Here is a 17,645-nt window from a genome sequence, read left to right as displayed (position 1 = left end):
GCTATTTTGAGATCTCTTTAAACTCTTTTAAATCTTCAATGATTTTAACTGTTTGATTATCTATAGCTTCTAGTGAGTTTTTTAGTTTTTCACTAAATTTTGAATCATAATCATCTAAATCTTGAGTAAATTTCCATCTAATTTTATCTGTTTCATTTTTCATAGTGTTAATATTTTTAATAACACTTGAATAGATTTCTTGAACATTAGTTGAATTTAAGTTACTTAAAGTAGAGTTTAGACTTTCAATATTTTCACTTAATATTTTTGTACTATTTTCATAATCATCTTTTTGTTCTGTGAACTTAGACATATTATTTTCAATATTTAAAGTCATAAGTTTTATTTGGTCAAAAAGTTTTTCAAAGTTTTCAATATTTATTTTTATATTATGAACTAATAACTCTTCTTCTTTTATAATTGACTCAACAATTTGTGCTCTTTTTTCTAAAGAAGTATTTATTGTATTTAATAAGTTTGTTGATGTTATTTGTTCAAATAATTGACTCATTTTTTCAAAGTTTTTCATGCTACTTTGTAAGTGAATAGATTCAATATCAAGTTTTGTCCAAAAGAAAGATTTTGTATTCTCTTTGATAATAAAAGTATCATGTTCGAATCTACTCATTCCAATCTTTTCAAAAAATATCCACCAAAGTGAAAGAAAAATACCATAAATAGATACATAAAAAGCAGTACCAACACCACCTAAAAGTACGGTAATCTCTTTTTCTAGTGCACTTGATGTACCAGAGCTGAAATCAGGCATACTAAATGCAATTGATATAAAAGTACCTAAAATTCCAAGAGTAGGGAAAACACCTGAGGCGATTGATGAAAAGTTTGTATTTCTAATATTACTTGTGAACTCTTTTAAAAAATCATCAACACTACCATTTGCTTTAGTTGTATCACCAATTGTAAGAAGATTGTCATTTATATAGTTTTTTAAATGTTCAACTAAAAGTTTATATTGTGCTTTAAATTTACAAGATACATAATATGCATTATGTCTTACAAAAAATAGGTATATAAAATAAATAAAACCAATTAAAACAACACTATGTAGTTCAACTTTTAGAGGAAAATAACCAAAATATCCAAGTATTACTAAGGCAAAAATTATTGTAGGAACAGTTAGAAGATTGAATATTCTTGCTGTTGCCTTACAATGAGTGTAAAAATTTTTATTTAAAAATATAAAGTCTTCTCTTGTAACCATGTTTTATTCCTTATGAAAAATAATATCTAAAATTTATTAACCATTGTATAACAAAATTTAGTAAGTATAGTTTATTTTTTTTACAATATTTATCTCTTGATGATTTATATCTGATTGATAAACCAATACTTCAACTCCTTGATTAGTTACTTCTTTAAATATCTCATCATATTTCTTATCAATCTCTCTTGCAATTCTAAAAGGTAATTTGTCAGTTCTTTGAATAACATATAACATAACTGCTCTATGACCTTCAGTAACCATATCTCTAAGCTCTTCAAGGTGCTTTTGACCTCTTGTAGTTTTTGCATCAGGGAAAGCTAGAGTATCCCCAAGGTTTAAACTAACACTTTTGATTTCTACAAAACATTCTTTATCAGAATTTTCATTCCATAATAATATATCGATTCTAGAGTTTTGATTTCCATATTTTTGCTCAGGTTTTAGATTATCATAATCTTGAAGTTCTTTTATAACTCCATTTTGTATAGCCTCAATTGCAATTTTATTTGCAACTCCTGTATTTGTACAGATTAACTCATTTCCCATTTTTGTAAGTTCTAAAGTATATTTTAGTTTTCTTTTTGGGTTATCATGGTGTGATACCCATACATCACAAGCTTCTTCAATACAAGAAGTCATAGCTCCACTATTTGGAACATGAGCAGTAATTTCAGTGCCATCATCAAGTGTAATATCAGCTAAAAATCTTTTATATCTTTTTATTAGTTTTCCATGGATTAAATTATCAAATTGCATAATACTTCCTAAATATGTTTATATCTGAGTTGGAGTGTATAATATAATGGCTTAAGAATAAGACTAAAACAAACCTTTTTTTGTTCAATATGTGTTCAAAAAAACTCAATAAATTTGTTTTATAGACAACTTGCAAATTTTTTAAAATCAGACATTAAAATGTCCACTTAAACTATTAAAATCTCATTATAAGTTAATTAAAGGATTTATGATGAGTAGAAGATCTAAAAATATTTCAAGTTTTGATATTGAGAATTTAGTTGAAAAAGAGTTAGTTGATAAGTTTTCACTTTGGATGTTAAGAGTTCTTTTTAAATTAAATACTATAAATGAATTCATCGACAAAGATGGAGATATAAGAGAAGAAAATTTAGCCTATTTTTTAGGATTAGAGTCTTTTTTAAATGAAGAAAATACTAGAGAAAATGTCATATCTTTTTTAAAAAACAAACTAATAAAATTAGAGAATAGAGTTAGATTTTCAAATATAAAAACTTTAAAAACAAATCTTAAAAATATTTCAAATATTGCTCAACTAAACAACAATGAAACTAATATCTTAGAGTTTGCTATTTTATTAAATCAATATGATATTTTAAAAGAATGTATGGGATTTTTAGGTAGAAATCTAAATTCAGGACAAACTAAAAGAGCTTTAGCAGTTATTTTAAATATTCCTATAAATGAAATAAATAAAATTTTCTCTTCAAAATCAAGATTAGTTAAATCATCACTTTTAACACTTGACACAAAATATAGTGGTTGTTTAGAAGATAATTTAGAATTTATTACAGATTTATTTGCTCAAAATATGTTGTCTTGTAATCAAGATATGGAATCTATTTTAAAAGAGGTAATTTATAGATGCAATGAAACAGATCTTTGTTTAAATGATTTTGAACATATAAACAATGATTTAAATATTTTAGTACCTTATTTAAATAATGCTTTAATATCAGGTGATAAAGGAGTAAATGTTCTTCTTTATGGAATCCCAGGAACTGGTAAAACTGAATTAGCAAAAGCTATTTCAAATGAGTTAAAATCGGCCTTATATGAAATCTCATATTGTGATGAAGATGATGAACCAATTGAAGGAACAAAAAGACTTAGAGCATTTAAATTTGCACAATCACTTTTATCAAATAAAAATGCACTAATTATGTTTGATGAAGTTGAAGATATATTTAATTCAGGTGATATTTTTGATAGTAGACAAAAAAATAAAGCCTGGATAAATAGAACTTTAGAAAACAATGACATTCCTACTATTTGGATTACAAATGATGCAAATAGTATTGATGATGCCATTATTAGAAGATTTGATTTAAGCTTAGAAGTTCCAATTCCACTTAAGTCAAAAAGAAAAGAGATTATAAATAAATATAGCCAAAACTTAATAAGTGAAGATACAATTACCTCTTTATCAAAAAATGAAAAAATAGCTCCTGCATTAGTTAGTAGAGCAGCAAAAGTAATATCAAATATAAATACAAAAGATAAAGACAAAGCCTTTGAAATGATTATACAAAATACCCTAAAAGCACAAGGACATGATTATAAAAAAGAGGATAGTTTAATTAAATTACCTAAAACTTATGATCCTTCATATATAAATTGTAATATTGATTTAAATAGTTTAGCATCAGGAATAAAAGAAAACCAAAATGCAAGAATATGTTTGTATGGGCCAGCAGGAACTGGAAAAAGTGCTTATGGTAAATATATTGCAGATTTTTTGGATAAACCACTTATTTTAAAAAAAGGAAGTGATTTAATGTCTATGTGGGTTGGTGGAACTGAAAAAAATATCGCAAATGCATTTAAAGAAGCAAAAGAAGAGGATGGAATTCTTGTATTTGATGAAGTTGATAGTTTTTTAAGTAGCAGAGAAAATGCTTCAAAATCTTGGGAAGTTACACAAGTAAATGAAATGCTTATTCAAATGGAAAACTTTGATGGTATTTTTATTGCAACTACTAATCTTATGAATAATCTAGATAAAGCAAGTTTAAGAAGATTTGATTTAAAACTTGAATTTGATTATTTAAAATCACAACAAGCTTGGGAACTGTTTGAGAGTGAATGCAAAAATTTAAATATTAAAGATTATGAAAAATCTAAAAACCAAATAAAAAGTTTAAGTTGCTTAACACCAGGTGATTTTGCAGCAGTAGTTAGACAAAATAGATTTATGCCTATAAAAAACTCAAATGATTTTTATAATAGATTAAAAGAAGAAGTAGAAGTTAAACAAGTAAATAATGAAAAAACAATGGGGTTTATTTAAGTAGACAACTTTTTGTCTACTTAGATGATTATAATAACTACATAAAAGCAGTAAACAATGTATCGACTGCTTTAAAAAACAAAGGATAATAAAATGCTAAAAGAAATACTAAACCAAAAAATCAAAGATGCTTCAATTGAAGATTTAAAACAAAAGTTAGATTATCAATCAACAAAAAAATTAGAAAAATCACTTAATAAATTTCTAAAAACAGAAACTATTTATGGGTGGCTAAATAGTGGATTTTATGACTTAGTTAATAATGCCGAAGAGTTTTTGATTAAACTTTGTAAAGCGCTTGAAATTGATGATACACAAATTCAAAAAGAGCTTGATAACTACGCAAATCTAAAAATTGAAATAGAAAAATTTAAAGATGCTTATATTTTTGTAAATACAAATTTTAAAAGAAAAAGTGAACCTATATTTGCATTGGCTTTTTTAGAATCAAAAAGAAGAATATCGTTATATAAAGATGAGAAATATTTATTTAAAAGTAGAAATGAAATATTAAATATTATTTCAAATGAAATTATTAAAGACTATGTATTTAATAATGGTAAGTTGTTTATATGGGGAGATATAGTTAATTATGAATTATATTTATTTGGTAATTTGTATACGTTTACAAAAGATGGAAAACTAATAAATGAAAAAATATAAAAAATATAAAAAATATATTTAGACAAATAAGTGTCTTATTTTTTATTTATAATTAGTAATAATTAATTAGGAGAATTATATGGCTCAAATATTATATACAATTGATGAATATGTGGTAAAAGAAAGAAAAAGAGAAACTTATTGGCTAGTGTTTAATACAGTTTACAATGATGTACATGCTTTTGGTAAGAAAGTTACAGGTGAAGATGTTTTTACTAAATATCTAAATAAAGATTTTACTAACTATACAAAAAGAGAAGAATTTTTAAAATACATGAATGAAAATTTTCCAAGTGTAAAATTAATAGAAGTCTTTGATTTAGTGAGTTCAGAATATGAACAATACCCCTATTTAGGAAGTATTGCTATTGAATGTGAAAAAGATGATGAAGTATTTAATGCATTATCAAAAAAGTATGGAAATCCATATGAAGATGGAGTTGATAATAATGCAGTATTTTGGGTTTTAGATTATGATAATGCTAAAAGATTTTATGAAGAAAAAATATTTTATTTAGATTGAGTTATTTCTGAGACTTTGTTTGAATATAATTTTAAAAAGGATTGATATTGGATTTTAATTTGAGCCGCTTGCAAATTCCACCATCATAAACTAGTGAATTTGTAAACCTACTAAGCTTATCAAGCAGATCTTTTAAACTTTTAATCATTTTACCGCTTTATGGGTCAATTTTAGATAAAAAACTATTATTGGGTGCGTGCTTGATGGTTGAGTTTTAAAAATGGCTAATTTTTAGTGTTTTTAGCTAAAAGTTATGTTACCAGTTTCAAACTCTGATGAATACAAACTGATAAAATACCAAATGCTAAAACAGAAGCTACTTTTGTAGCTCCTTTATAATAAATATTACTGCATCCAAAGTCTTCTTTGAGGTATTTATTGACTCTCTCAACCATACTTCTTTGGTTATAGTGATGGGTATCTAAACTTTGAGTAAGGTTTAGAATTTTAAATTTCTTTTTTTCATCTTTTATAAGTTGAATTTTTCCTTTTAACTCTTTGGAGTTCTTCGGATTGATATCAATAAGCGGTCTATGATTTAGTTTTTTGGAAAAATCTCTGATAATATTGCTGTCGTATCCTGCATCTTGTAAGTCATAAAGATATGATACTTTTTTGCTTGTCTCGTTTATAAGAGGAAGTGCTACTGAGCTATCATGAACATTTGCCCCTGAATAAATAGCAGTAATAGGGATATCTCCATCTACTACACTGATATGGAGTTTCCCTCCTATCCATGTTTCAAAGTTGCCTTTGGAATTCTGTTTTCTTCCAACTCCACACTGCGTTGATACCAAAGATAGCATCTGCTTTGTGGTTTTCATATCTTCTTGTTGCTGCAAGATACTGGGTGTTTTAGGCTCTCTTGTTTCACCTTTTTTAGGTCGTCCTCTTCTTTTTGGTTTAAACTTTTCTTTTTCACTTTTACAGGTTTTTCTCTCAGTGGTATTTTTGTTGCATCACTTGCATTATAAAAAAAGAGTGTATCCCTTAGATACTCCTTCACAAACTGCTCATGCGTCTTTTGTGCAATTTTAAGCTCACTGAGCTCCTTAAAGACTCTACTAAATTTAGACTCACTTGGAATATCGTTTTTATATCTCCACCCACACAAGATCCTCAGCGTTCTATCACTATGAAGTCTATCGATAAGGTCTCTGGTTGTTTGGATATTGTAAACACTCTTTGCAATAAATGCTCGTGCAATCTCTTCTCTATGCTTTGGAGTGTTTGTAATAGATACGACAGTGATATTTTTTTCAATCGCAGCAAAGTCTAATATCTTAATAAGCTTTTGCTCTTTATTTGACAACTCTTCTAATTGAAGCTCTCTTTTCAAAGAAGGAAAAAGTGAATTTTCAAGATTTAAAACCTTAGTCCACATTTTAGATAGACTTGAAGATATTTTTGGTAGAATAATTTCCATAAGTTGAATCGCTCTTCTGTTAAATTTTTGTAGTAAAAAATTATAACTTATCTGAAGTTTGATTCAACTTTTTAAAATTTAAATCAGCTTAAATTACGGGTTGTTTTTTATAATCTGCAAGTGGCTCAATTTAAATAATTTAAAAAATAAAACTTTAGTTGAAATAGCAATGGAAAGAATAGATAGTTATGCTAAGTATTCTGAATGTGTAAAATTAGATTGGTTAATTTATAAAAATGACAATAACAAATATTGTTTAAAGAGTGCAAGAAAAACATCAACAAATACTTTTAATTTTTCTCTTTCTGAAGAATTAGAATCAGTATATTGTTTATGTTTAAATGATATGAAATTACATATTTTTAAGGTTTCAGGTATTCATGCTAATATAAATAAAATTACATTTAATGAAAATTTAGAATTAAATAATGAAGGATTAGAATTAAATCCTATTGATATTATAACAATTGATAAATTAGACTATTGGACAAATTATCAGGATGAGCAATCAAGAATTGAATCTTTAGCTACAAAAAAAAGATTAGAAGGTAATGACGGAAAATTTGAAACAAAAGAAAAGTTTATTAACTGGTATAATAAAGAAAAAAGAATATGTTGTTATTGTGGTGTCGAAGAAAAAGATTTAAAAGAATATTTTAATAAAGATAATGAACAGTATAAAGATGCAAGACAACGAGGTCAGGTATTAGAAATTGAGAGAATTGTTACTGCCCCAAAAGAAAAGAATGTATATTCTCCTGAAAATTGCTCTTTATCTTGTTATATTTGCAACAATGCAAAAAGTGATTTTATTTCTCCTAAAGATTTTAAGCCAATTGCCTATGGAATAAATAAATTTTGGAAGAATTACTTAAATAAAGATGTAAATTTTCCTGAAAAATCAAAAATATGGGAAATGAAATAAATTGTAAATTTAGAATATTTACTAGAAAATTTCATTCGTAATACAATGAATAGCACCACCAACTTCAATTATTTCATTTAATTCTATTGTTTCAATAATATAATCAGAATAGATATTTTGAAGTTGATTTATGGCTAACTTATCCTCACTAATTCCATAAATTGGAAGGATAATCAAGTTATCAATTTTTAAAAAGTTTAAATATGCTCCCCAGTTTCTGTTTTCATTAAAAAAATTATCACTGTATTTCATAGATAAGATTCTCAAATTTGAATTATTAAGAGCTTTTTTTAGCATTGTATTAAAAGTAGTTGACTCAATAGAAAAGTCATTTATTAAAACACTGTTTTCATCTATAAATCTAACCATACTATCGCTATGACCTAAATAATCATATGGCTGCTTAGGTATTATAATTAATTCATCTAACATACAAATTGATTTTATTTCATTTATTATTTCGTCTTTTGATTTTTTAGGATTTTCTTTAAAAATTTTATCAGTCATAATAGCTTTATTTCTATATCTTACAAAATTTCCACCATCTAAAACTAAATTTAAGTGATTCTTTTTATAATGTATTTTAGTAATAGTTTTTTTATAAAATTGATCTTGAAGATAATCAGGATTATAAATATATGATACTAACTGCCCATTATCTAAACAAAAAGGCATAAAATCCCTTACCCATATATCATTAGTATTTTCTAATACCTTATACTTAATATTATACTTTTTAAAAATAGTTACTAATTTATTTGCACTATTTGGATATTTTTTAAATAGTAATTCTGATAGATTAATTAAAGTCTCCATTTATGCTCCTTGTAATCTTTATCATAATTTATTAAGTAGACATTTCTTTGTCTAATTTAGAAGCTATATTTATATTTAATTATGTAACTTAACTTTCGCACGTTAAATTGATTAAAATTGTAGCTAAATCTCCCTAAAACATTACTCCTTTAGTTAATAATCTTATCCTTGTTGACATAAAAATAATTTAGTTGTTTTTCTATGATATTTTTCTATTTTGAACTCTCAATAAAGCCCTTAAATAGGCACTTTTAGCTATAATATCTATTATATTAAAGGGTAAGAATGCAGATAGAATCCAAGATCATCGGTATTATAAACGATAAGTTAAAAAATCCAATCTATGAAACATTACGTTTGTTAAATATGAAAACTATTTTAACCAAGAGCAATTTTTCTAAAAAAGAGGGAGTTGCTGTTCATATGGTTGTATTACATTTTGTATATATGCTGGTTATGAATAAAAAAATATCAACCTTTATGGATCAAAGTAATGATAGTTTCAAAAAAGATGTATATTATCGATTACTTTCCAATACTTCTTATAATTGGAGAAAACTATTATCTCTTAGTTCTTTAAAGATCTTATCACTACTTCATAAAGTGCAAGATTCAAAGCTAGTAAGAGTTCTTATACTTGATGATACTGTTGAAGATAAAGTTGGTAAAAATATAGAGGGAAGTTGTGACAACCTTTGGAGCAATAAAGCAAAGAGAAAAATCAGAGGTGTAAATGTTGTATCACTAAACTATAGTGATGGTTATTCAAATTTTATGTTGGACTTTGCAATTGCTATGAACAGTTATGCAAGGGTAAAGATAGAAGAGTTTACAAATATTATTGATCATCGAACCAATGCACATAAGCGAAGATTGGAAAGCTTAAAAGGGAAATCACAAATTGCTATAGAGATGATTAAAAGAGCAGTAGCTAGTGGTATATATGCAGATTATCTGCTTGTAGATAGCTGGTATTCTAAACCTGTATTTATAGAAACTATGAATGAACTTGGAGAGGTAACATAAATTCAGACAAAGAATTTTAGAGATTCTGCGTTAAAATAAAAAATGAATAAGGGTTACCATGAGAAAATATAGTCAAGAGTTTAAAGACTCAACAGTACAATTAATTATTAACAATAATGAAAATGTAAAAGATATAGCAAAAGATTTAGATTTAAATCCAAAAACATTATATGCATGGGTTACTGCATATAAAAAAGAACATAATATTCCAATGAGGAATATTGAAATAAAAAGTACACTCAAAGAGAGTGAAGCTGAAGAGCTTAAACGCTTACGTAAAGAGAATAAGATTTTAAAGCAAGAAAGGGATATATTAAAAAAAGCAACAGCATACTTCGCAAAAGAAACTCTATAAAGTATGCCTGGATACAAAAACATACAAAGAGTTTCAATATCAATAAAATGTGTAAAATTCTAAAAGTAAATAGAGCTTCATATTATCATTGGGTAAAAGCTGGTTGTATTGTAAAAAAAGTAGATATTCAACTTAATGAACTTGTAAAATCTATATTTGTTTTTGGTAGAAATAATTATGGCAGTAGAAGAATTCAAGATAAACTAAAAGAACTCTATGGGCTTATTGTATCAAGAAGACGTATTTCTACTATTATGAAAGATTTGAATCTAAAAGTGAATATTAAAAGAAGATATAAAAATACTACAGATTCAAATCATAATCTACCAATAGCACCAAATATTTTAAATAGAGATTTTTATGCTTCAAATCCTAATGAGAAATATGTTGGTGATATTACTTATATTCCTACTGGAGAGGGATGGTTGTATCTTGCAACTGTAATTGATTTATATTCAAGAAAAGTTGTTGGATGGTCTATTGATGATAGTATGAAAGTATCACTTGTAAATGATGCTTTAGATATGGCAATTAAACATAGAAATCCACCTAAAGGACTTATTTGGCATACAGATCGAGGAAGTCAATATGCTTCTTATAGTCATAAAGATTTATTGCAAAAATATGGAATAATTCAAAGTATGAGTAGGAAAGGAAATTGTTGGGATAATGCAGTAGCAGAGAGTTTTTTTAAATCATTAAAAAATGAGTTAATTTATCAGAAATATTTCTATACTAAAAAACAAGCAAAACAAGAGATTTTTGAGTATATTGAGTTTTATTATAATAGAACAAGATCACATAGTTATCTTGGAAATTTATCACCTGTTAGATTTGAAGAAATCAATTTGATGTTACAAAATGAAATAGCTGCATAGAATTATAAAAAAAGTGTCTTATTTTAAGTTACCACTCCAACTTGGATTGCAAGTCATTTCAAGAATGGTAAACAATGACAGGATATGGAATTTTACAGGAGAGAAAAAGACCCTTGATGGCATCTATAACAAATTTAAAAAGCTTAAATCTATCAAGATGGGTCAATATGGCAAAAAGATAAAGTTTGAGTATTTTTCAACCATAGTTGAACATAAAAAAGCTGGTAAATTAAAAATTGTTTTTATAAAAACAAAAGAGAATTTAATACCAATCGTATCAACCAATCTTATACTTAGTGATGAAGAGATTATAGATATTTATAAAAGACGATGGGATATAGAACAAGGGTATAAAGAACTTCGTGAACACTTTGGATTCGGAAAAGAAGAGAATCGAATCTATGAAGCTTTGATAGCCAGAATTACACTATCTTTTTTTACATACAATGTTGTTAGCTATATAAATCGTATCAGCAATGAACCTAAAACAATTGGTGGATTGTTTAAAGATTTAGAATGTGAACTTCATACTCTAGCAATAGCTATGCAAGCATTTTTAGCTATTTTAGATGAGATTGCAAAAATTGAAGAAGTTGTCAATAGAAATGAGGATTTTACAGCTATCATTGATCTATTAAGAGATGTGACTGGAAAATTGCTTGGTTTTAGGTGCGAAAGTTAAGTTATGCTTAAAAATAAAAGCGGTAATTTAGATGACAATGAATTAAGAAATATTAAGATTATAAACAGCTGTGGTAAAGATTTATTAACTTTAATAAATGATATTTTAGACGTTTCAAGACTTGAATCAGGTCAAGTAAAGATTAGCCCATCAAAATTTGATTTTAATAAATTATTTGATGAAATAGTAGATATGTTTTTATTAGCAACAAATGAAAAAGGCTTAGAGTTTATTTATGAAAAAGATGAAAACTTAAATTTTATTTACAATGATGAAGTAAGAATAAAACAAATTATTGTAAACCTTATAGGAAATTCAATTAAATTTACTCAAAATGGGAAAATAACTCTTTGTGTATATTTAAGTGGTGAAAAAATAAATATATCTGTTAAAGATGATGGAATTGGAATTCCAAAAGATAAACAAAAACTTATTTTTGAAAGATTTAAACAAGTGGATGACGGTATTTCAAGAAAATATGGCGGTACAGGTTTAGGTTTAGCAATATGTAAAGATTTAGCAAGATTATTAGGTGGAAATATAAATGTAAAAAGTGAATTAGGTTTGGGTAGTGAATTTGTTGTTACAATTGATAAAAATTTAGATGAATCGAGTTTTAATAAAGTTATTGAAAAAGATAGTTTAAAAAATGATGAATTAAATCAAGATATAAAATGTGAAAAGAAATATAATATACTTCTTTTAAATGATGATGTTATAAGTTTTATGAAGTATACAATAGAATTAAAAAGAGAAGCAAATTCTCTAGTTCAAGTTGATGAAATTACACAATTTATAAAAAACTTAACAAAAAATAAGTTTGATGTTATAATTATAAATATTGAAAACTTTTCTCAATTTATAATACATGATTCTTTGAGAGGTATTGAGTTTAAAAAACTATATTTATTATCAAAAAGTGACATTAAAATTGACAAGAATCTATTAGATTTATCATCAGAAGTTTTTATTATGCCTATAAATAAAGAGGAGTTTATTTCTAAAGTAACTTCATAAAAAATGAATGCAATGAATTAAATCATTACATTCATTTCATCTTCCGTTAGAGTTTTAACACCAAGTTCAACTGCCTTATCATATTTACTTCCGGCATCTTCACCATATATAACATAATCAGTCTTTTTTGATACAGATGAGCTTACTTTTGCTCCAAGTGCTTCAAGTTGTTTTTTTATAACACCTCTACTTACACTCATAGTACCAGTTAATACAACGGTTGTACCTTTAAAAACATTTTCACTAATCTCAACTTTTTCTTCAACTTCAGGATTTATTATCTCAATAAGTTTTAAAACTAATTCATGATTTACTCTCATAAATTCAACATATGAATTAGCCATTTGTTCACCAATCCCATCAAGGGCAATTAATGAATCAATATCAATATCAATTACACCTAAACCAAACTCTAAACAGATTTGTTTAGAAGCTACTTCACCAATATGTTCAATTCCAAGAGCGTTTATAACCCTATGAAGTTGTGTTCCTTTTGTATTTTCAATTGCATTTAAAAGATTATTGATTTTTTTCTCTTTAAACCCTTCAAGGTTTTCTAAATCTTCATATTTTAATGAGTATAAATCTAAGATATCTTTGATTTTCTCTTCTTTAACTAGAAGTTCAACAATCTTATTTCCAAGACCATCAATATTCATACAATTTTTACTTGCAAAATAAATTATTGAATTAACTACTATAGAAGGACAATCAAGGTTTTGACACTTTATCATTGTCCCTTCATCAAGAAGTTCACTATTACATTGGGGACATTGAGTTGGTCTTGAAATTGGTGTTTCATCTCCACTTCTTCTATCAGTAAATACTTTAGTGATTTTAGGAATAATATCTCCACTTTTTATGATAATTACTTCATCATTGATTCTTAAATCAAGTCTTTCAATCTCATCAAAGTTATGTAAAGTTGCACGGCTAACTGTACTTCCATCTATAAGTGTTGGCTCAACGCTAGCAACAGGTGTTATAACACCTGTACGTCCTACTTGTAATATAATCTCTTTTATTCTTGTGGTTTTTTCAACTGCTGGGAATTTATAAGCACAAGACCATCTAGGAAACTTAACTGTATAACCTAATTCTTCACAAGTTTCAATGTCATTTATCTTTACAACCATACCATCAAGCATCATAGGAATCTCATCCCTTGAAGCTATGATTTTATGATAAACTTCTTCTATTTCTTTAACGGTTTTAGTTAAAGTTTGAAGTGGTGGTTTTACAAAACCTAATGAATAGATATAATCCATTTTATCTTTCATATTTTTATGTTCAAGTGTATTTACACCAATTCCCCAAACATTAAAAAATAGTTTTCTCTTAGCTGTGATGCTAGGATCTAGTTGTCTTAAACTTCCAGAAGCTGCATTTCTAGGGTTTGCAAATAGTGCTTCATTGTTTTTTAGTCTTTCTTCATTGATTTTTTCAAAATCTTTTTTTCTAATAACAATCTCACCTCTAATCTCTATTAAAGATTTTTCCTTAATTTCTAAAGGGATAGAGTGTATTGTTAAAACATTATTTGTTACATCTTCTCCAACACTTCCATCACCTCTTGTAATAGCTTGTTTTAATAAACCATTTTCGTAAATAAGGTTTAAGCTCGCTCCATCAAACTTAGGTTCACAATAAAACTCTAGATTTGTATTTACTTTTTGTGCTCTTTTAATCCAATCTTCTAATTCTTGTGTATTAAAAACATCTTCTTGTGACCACATTCTTGATAGATGTGATGCTTTTTCAAAGCCATCTAAAACAAAACCTCCAACTCTTTTATTTGGTGAGTTAGGATGTGATAAATCAGGATATGTTTGTTCAAAAGCTAAACAAGTTCTTGCTAATTTGTCATACTCTTCATCTGTTGCAATTGGGTTATCTTCTACATAATATGCATGTGCCCAATTTATAAGTGTCTGTATCTGTTTTTTATATTCATCACTAGTTATTATTTTTTCCATAAATCTTTCTTTATTAAATTTTATTTTGTATTATATTGAAATTTGCTTATTAATAAGATTAGCTTATATATAAATATTTTTTATACTAAATAGTTTAAAACAAAAAGATTATAAATATTTAATTATGGATTAAAAAGCTTAAAGAATGGACTATTAAAAGTTATTTAGCTAAAATAATATAATTTTTTTTAATAAAAGGTAATCAAATGGATTTTAATCTAACTATCGCGCTAACTATCGCGAGAAAGATGGTGCTTTTTGGAATTGTTGTTTTTATTATTTTAGTTGTTTCTTCAATTGTTAAATATAATCATGTTAGTAATGCAAAGAATAACTTTGAAATATATGCTAAAAAAGCTATGGTTGGTAAATTTGCAGTTATAGAAATAGAAAAAGAATTAAACTATATAAGTAGATGTACTAGAGATATTATGTTAGGTAATGAATATAATAAAAATATTACAAAAATAGAAAATAGTAGAAATGAAATAATAAAACATTTTGATACTTTAAAACAAAGTGTTGTTAATACACCTAATGAAAAGAAAAAGATTGCAGATACTGAAATCTCAAAAAATAATACTTTAGCTTTTATTGATGATGGATTTTCTAAAGTAAAAGCTTTAGAAAATATAGATAGAACAACTGAAGTTTTACAAAAAACATATCAAAATTATAAAAAAGATGCTACTCCTTTAGCAAATGGATCAAGGGAAGCATTAAATAAAATTAAAGATGTTAAGACTAAAGGTTTAGAAAAAAGAACAAAAATGTTGAACGAAGAACTCGATAGTTTAGTTACTTTTATGATTGTAGAATTTTTTGTTTTAGTCTCTTTAATATTTACATATTTGTTCTTATTGATTAAAAATATTTCAAAATCATTAGAAGAATTCAGAACAGGCTTATCATCATTTTTCGATTTTTTAAATAAGAAAACTGACAAAGTTGAGTATATTAATATTAATTCTAAAGATGAGTTTTCACAAATGGCTGCTTTAATTAATAGTGAAATTGATATAGTAAAAAAATCTCTTGATGAGGATAAACTTTTAATTGATGATGCATCGGTAGTTATTAATAGGGTTAAGAGTGGTTGGTATTCTCAAAAAATAGAAGTAGATACAAGTGATCCAACATTGAATACTTTAAAAGAAGGAATTAATAATATGATTGATGCTACCAAAGAGCACTTTCTAGATGTTAATAAAGTTCTTATTGAATATTCAAATTATAATTATACAAATAAACTAGCATTAAATGGGATAGAAAAAGGTGGAGTTTTTGAAACATTAATTAATTCAATAAATAATGTAAGAGACACAACTAATGAGATGTTAAAAGAGAATAGAAAAAATGGTTTAATATTAAATAAATCTGCCAGTCAATTACTTGGAAATGTTAATACTTTAAATAAATCATCAAATGATGCTGCAGCAAAATTAGAGGAAACAGCTGCTGCATTAGAAGAGGTTACTAGTGGTATAAAAAACTCAAGTACAAAAATCATTGAGATGTCAAATATTACTAGTTTAGTTACAAGTTCAGCAGAAAATGGTGAGACACTTGCTAATGAAACAACTCAATCAATGGATGAAATAAATGATAAAGTAACAGCAATTAATGAAGCAATTTCAGTAATTGATCAAATTGCTTTCCAAACAAATATTCTATCACTAAACGCAGCTGTTGAAGCAGCAACTGCAGGTGAGGCAGGAAAAGGTTTCGCTGTTGTTGCTCAAGAGGTTAGGAATTTAGCTTCAAGAAGTGCCGAAGCAGCAAAAGAGATAAAAGATTTAGTGGAAGATGCTACTCAAAAAGCAAATAATGGTAAAAAAATATCTGATACAATGATTAAAGGTTATGAAAGTTTAAATACAAATATTAAAGAAACTATTGATTTAATTAATGATATTTCGTTATCATTTAAAGAACAAGAAATGGGAATTGTTCAAATTAATAATGCAATAAACTCTTTGGATGCTCAAACACAAGCTAATGCTTCCGTTGCTGTTCAAACGAATGATATTGCAAAAAACACTTCTGAAATTGCATTAAATATAGTTTCAAATACAGATTCTAAAGAGTTTGAAGGCAAAGATGAAGTTACAAAACAGTTTTCATAATTATTAAAAAGTAGGTAATATGAGTTATTTAGATATTTGTATAGTTGGATGGAATTTAAATGCATTTATGTTTGTAGTAAATTTTTTAATTGCAATAAAATCTATTTCAGGTGTAAATAGAGAAAATTTAATGGAAGAGAGCCAAGTATTAAAAGAGTTAAAAGAGGAGTTAGAAAAATACTATCCTTATAGAACACAAAGCACTATAATAAGTTATATTGTACCTTTTACAGCATTTTTAAGAATGAGTTTTAGATTGCTTGAAATGTTTTTTTTCTTTCAAAAAAACACTCAAGCAAGAATGTTTGATTACATGGTATATAAATATACAAATGAGATTAACAAGGCTAAAAATCGAGTTAGTTAAGAGTTTTGTGAGAGTTTAGGGACAAAAGAGGGGACAATCTGGTTCTGTATGTAAAGTTTGTCCCATACGTTCACAATGTATTCCTGAAAAAACTCCTGCAAAACGTCTATGGCGTTGGGAACATGAAGAAGTTGTCATTGCACACCGTGCAAAGATGAATACACAAGAAGCTAAAGTGATGATTCAACAGCGTACAGAATTAGTTGAACATCCATTTGGGACAATCAAACAAAAGCTTGGCTGGAGTCATTTTCTAGTACGGGGTAAAATAAAAGTTGCTGGAGAAAATGCTCTTATTATGCTTACCTATAATTTTAGAAGATTATTAAATCTAATTGGTATTACACTGTTTAAAAAGCTGATAAAAGCCAGTAAAAGTGGCAATATTGAAGATATAAAACAAGAAATAGCAGAGTACATTGCAGTTCTAGTCTTTTTTAAAGCTTTTTATCATCGAAAAATGAGTTTATACATTTAAATATTGAAAAATATTCTTTAACTCGATTCTTTTTACTTACATAGGAGTTAGTTCTTTCACAGTCTCTAGAGGTTATGAAAAAGACTATATAGAGTTTATATTCTATTTTTTATTGA

Annotated in this window: 17 protein-coding genes and 1 pseudogene; 12 read left to right on the top strand and 6 right to left on the bottom strand. The window is 26.4% G+C overall.

The features are described 5' to 3' along the window. Position 1 precedes the first annotated feature (1 nt). Positions 2-1,222, bottom strand: coding sequence for a MotA/TolQ/ExbB proton channel family protein (locus APAC_RS08100; protein WP_130233632.1), 1,221 nt, complete (start codon positions 1,220-1,222; stop codon positions 2-4). Positions 1,223-1,279: 57 nt separating this feature from the next. After that, on the bottom strand, positions 1,280-1,981 hold the full coding sequence (gene sfsA, locus APAC_RS08095; RefSeq protein WP_130233631.1) for a DNA/RNA nuclease SfsA: 702 nt from the start codon (positions 1,979-1,981) through the stop codon (positions 1,280-1,282). 211 nt (positions 1,982-2,192) lie between these two features. Between sfsA and APAC_RS08090 the strand changes: the two genes are divergently transcribed. The 3 genes from APAC_RS08090 (at position 2,193) to APAC_RS08080 (ending at position 5,457) form a co-directional block, all read left to right on the top strand. Further along, the gene (locus tag APAC_RS08090; RefSeq protein WP_228255900.1) at positions 2,193-4,271 is read left to right on the top strand and encodes an AAA family ATPase; all 2,079 of its coding nucleotides are present in this window, start codon (positions 2,193-2,195) and stop codon (positions 4,269-4,271) included. A 93-nt stretch (positions 4,272-4,364) separates the two neighbouring features. Next, complete coding sequence (locus tag APAC_RS08085) at positions 4,365-4,934, top strand: hypothetical protein (RefSeq protein WP_130233629.1); 570 nt, start codon at positions 4,365-4,367, stop codon at positions 4,932-4,934. A gap of 79 nt (positions 4,935-5,013) precedes the next feature. Next, positions 5,014-5,457, top strand: coding sequence for a hypothetical protein (locus APAC_RS08080; RefSeq protein ID WP_130233628.1), 444 nt, complete (start codon positions 5,014-5,016; stop codon positions 5,455-5,457). Positions 5,458-5,708: 251 nt separating this feature from the next. Here APAC_RS08080 and APAC_RS08075 read toward each other — a convergent pair whose 3' ends face one another. Next, positions 5,709-6,299, bottom strand: coding sequence for a transposase (locus APAC_RS08075; RefSeq protein WP_130233627.1), 591 nt, complete (start codon positions 6,297-6,299; stop codon positions 5,709-5,711). Then, the gene (locus APAC_RS08070; RefSeq protein ID WP_130233626.1) at positions 6,278-6,883 is read right to left on the bottom strand and encodes a transposase; all 606 of its coding nucleotides are present in this window, start codon (positions 6,881-6,883) and stop codon (positions 6,278-6,280) included. Before APAC_RS08070 ends, APAC_RS08075 begins: the two co-directional genes overlap by 22 nt. A gap of 169 nt (positions 6,884-7,052) precedes the next feature. Here APAC_RS08070 and APAC_RS08065 point away from each other — a divergent pair, with 169 nt between their 5' ends. Beyond that, positions 7,053-7,808 carry a hypothetical protein gene (locus tag APAC_RS08065; protein WP_130233625.1) on the top strand — a complete coding sequence of 252 codons (756 nt, stop codon included), beginning with the start codon at positions 7,053-7,055 and terminating at the stop codon, positions 7,806-7,808. Between the two features lie 21 nt (positions 7,809-7,829). On the opposite strand, the gene APAC_RS08060 is transcribed toward APAC_RS08065, so the two are convergent. Next, positions 7,830-8,624, bottom strand: coding sequence for an agmatine deiminase family protein (locus APAC_RS08060; RefSeq protein WP_130233624.1), 795 nt, complete (start codon positions 8,622-8,624; stop codon positions 7,830-7,832). A 285-nt stretch (positions 8,625-8,909) separates the two neighbouring features. On the opposite strand from APAC_RS08060, the gene APAC_RS08055 reads away from it, so the two are divergent. From APAC_RS08055 to APAC_RS08035, 5 genes are read left to right on the top strand one after another with little or no spacing between them, the layout of a single operon-like run. Continuing rightward, positions 8,910-9,650, top strand: coding sequence for a transposase (locus APAC_RS08055; RefSeq protein ID WP_170170139.1), 741 nt, complete (start codon positions 8,910-8,912; stop codon positions 9,648-9,650). A 58-nt stretch (positions 9,651-9,708) separates the two neighbouring features. Continuing rightward, the gene (locus tag APAC_RS08050) at positions 9,709-10,005 is read left to right on the top strand and encodes a transposase (protein ID WP_044416656.1); all 297 of its coding nucleotides are present in this window, start codon (positions 9,709-9,711) and stop codon (positions 10,003-10,005) included. Continuing rightward, on the top strand, positions 9,963-10,883 hold the full coding sequence (locus APAC_RS08045; RefSeq protein WP_119173274.1) for an IS3 family transposase: 921 nt from the start codon (positions 9,963-9,965) through the stop codon (positions 10,881-10,883). The genes APAC_RS08050 and APAC_RS08045 overlap by 43 nt, the downstream gene beginning before the upstream one ends. A 13-nt stretch (positions 10,884-10,896) precedes the next feature. Beyond that, positions 10,897-11,565, top strand: coding sequence for a transposase (locus APAC_RS08040; protein ID WP_170170138.1), 669 nt, complete (start codon positions 10,897-10,899; stop codon positions 11,563-11,565). Between the two features lie 3 nt (positions 11,566-11,568). Continuing rightward, positions 11,569-12,582, top strand: a complete 1,014-nt coding sequence (locus APAC_RS08035; protein ID WP_130233623.1) for a sensor histidine kinase — start codon at positions 11,569-11,571, stop codon at positions 12,580-12,582. 17 nt (positions 12,583-12,599) lie between these two features. Here the strand turns inward: APAC_RS08035 and ligA are convergent, their stop codons facing one another. Then, the gene (gene ligA, locus APAC_RS08030; RefSeq protein ID WP_371868598.1) at positions 12,600-14,558 is read right to left on the bottom strand and encodes an NAD-dependent DNA ligase LigA; all 1,959 of its coding nucleotides are present in this window, start codon (positions 14,556-14,558) and stop codon (positions 12,600-12,602) included. 206 nt (positions 14,559-14,764) lie between these two features. Between ligA and APAC_RS08025 the strand changes: the two genes are divergently transcribed. The 3 genes and pseudogenes from APAC_RS08025 to APAC_RS08015 all read left to right on the top strand — a co-directional run. Continuing rightward, positions 14,765-16,684, top strand: coding sequence for a methyl-accepting chemotaxis protein (locus tag APAC_RS08025; RefSeq protein ID WP_130233622.1), 1,920 nt, complete (start codon positions 14,765-14,767; stop codon positions 16,682-16,684). Positions 16,685-16,703: 19 nt separating this feature from the next. Then, positions 16,704-17,051, top strand: coding sequence for a hypothetical protein (locus APAC_RS08020; RefSeq protein WP_130233621.1), 348 nt, complete (start codon positions 16,704-16,706; stop codon positions 17,049-17,051). 55 nt (positions 17,052-17,106) lie between these two features. Further along, a pseudogene (locus APAC_RS08015) lies at positions 17,107-17,529 on the top strand (transposase); the annotation flags it as partial. Between the last annotated feature and the right edge of the window lie 116 nt (positions 17,530-17,645).

The sequence above is a fragment of the Malaciobacter pacificus genome (assembly GCF_004214795.1).
GTDB lineage: Bacteria > Campylobacterota > Campylobacteria > Campylobacterales > Arcobacteraceae > Malaciobacter_A > Malaciobacter_A pacificus.
This window is presented reverse-complemented; position numbering and strand designations above follow the sequence as displayed.

Excerpts from the sequence above, each read along its gene's own strand:
- APAC_RS08100 (WP_130233632.1), bottom strand. The coding sequence starts at position 1,222 with ATGGTTACAAGAGAAGACTTTATATTTTTAAATAAAAATTTTTACACT.
- sfsA (WP_130233631.1), bottom strand. The coding sequence starts at position 1,981 with ATGCAATTTGATAATTTAATCCATGGAAAACTAATAAAAAGATATAAA.
- APAC_RS08090 (WP_228255900.1), top strand. The coding sequence starts at position 2,193 with ATGAGTAGAAGATCTAAAAATATTTCAAGTTTTGATATTGAGAATTTA.
- APAC_RS08085 (WP_130233629.1), top strand. The coding sequence starts at position 4,365 with ATGCTAAAAGAAATACTAAACCAAAAAATCAAAGATGCTTCAATTGAA.
- APAC_RS08080 (WP_130233628.1), top strand. The coding sequence starts at position 5,014 with ATGGCTCAAATATTATATACAATTGATGAATATGTGGTAAAAGAAAGA.
- APAC_RS08070 (WP_130233626.1), bottom strand. The coding sequence starts at position 6,883 with ATGGAAATTATTCTACCAAAAATATCTTCAAGTCTATCTAAAATGTGG.
- APAC_RS08065 (WP_130233625.1), top strand. The coding sequence starts at position 7,053 with ATGGAAAGAATAGATAGTTATGCTAAGTATTCTGAATGTGTAAAATTA.
- APAC_RS08060 (WP_130233624.1), bottom strand. The coding sequence starts at position 8,624 with ATGGAGACTTTAATTAATCTATCAGAATTACTATTTAAAAAATATCCA.
- APAC_RS08055 (WP_170170139.1), top strand. The coding sequence starts at position 8,910 with ATGCAGATAGAATCCAAGATCATCGGTATTATAAACGATAAGTTAAAA.
- APAC_RS08050 (WP_044416656.1), top strand. The coding sequence starts at position 9,709 with ATGAGAAAATATAGTCAAGAGTTTAAAGACTCAACAGTACAATTAATT.
- APAC_RS08035 (WP_130233623.1), top strand. The coding sequence starts at position 11,569 with ATGCTTAAAAATAAAAGCGGTAATTTAGATGACAATGAATTAAGAAAT.
- ligA (WP_371868598.1), bottom strand. The coding sequence starts at position 14,558 with ATGGAAAAAATAATAACTAGTGATGAATATAAAAAACAGATACAGACA.
- APAC_RS08025 (WP_130233622.1), top strand. The coding sequence starts at position 14,765 with ATGGATTTTAATCTAACTATCGCGCTAACTATCGCGAGAAAGATGGTG.
- APAC_RS08020 (WP_130233621.1), top strand. The coding sequence starts at position 16,704 with ATGAGTTATTTAGATATTTGTATAGTTGGATGGAATTTAAATGCATTT.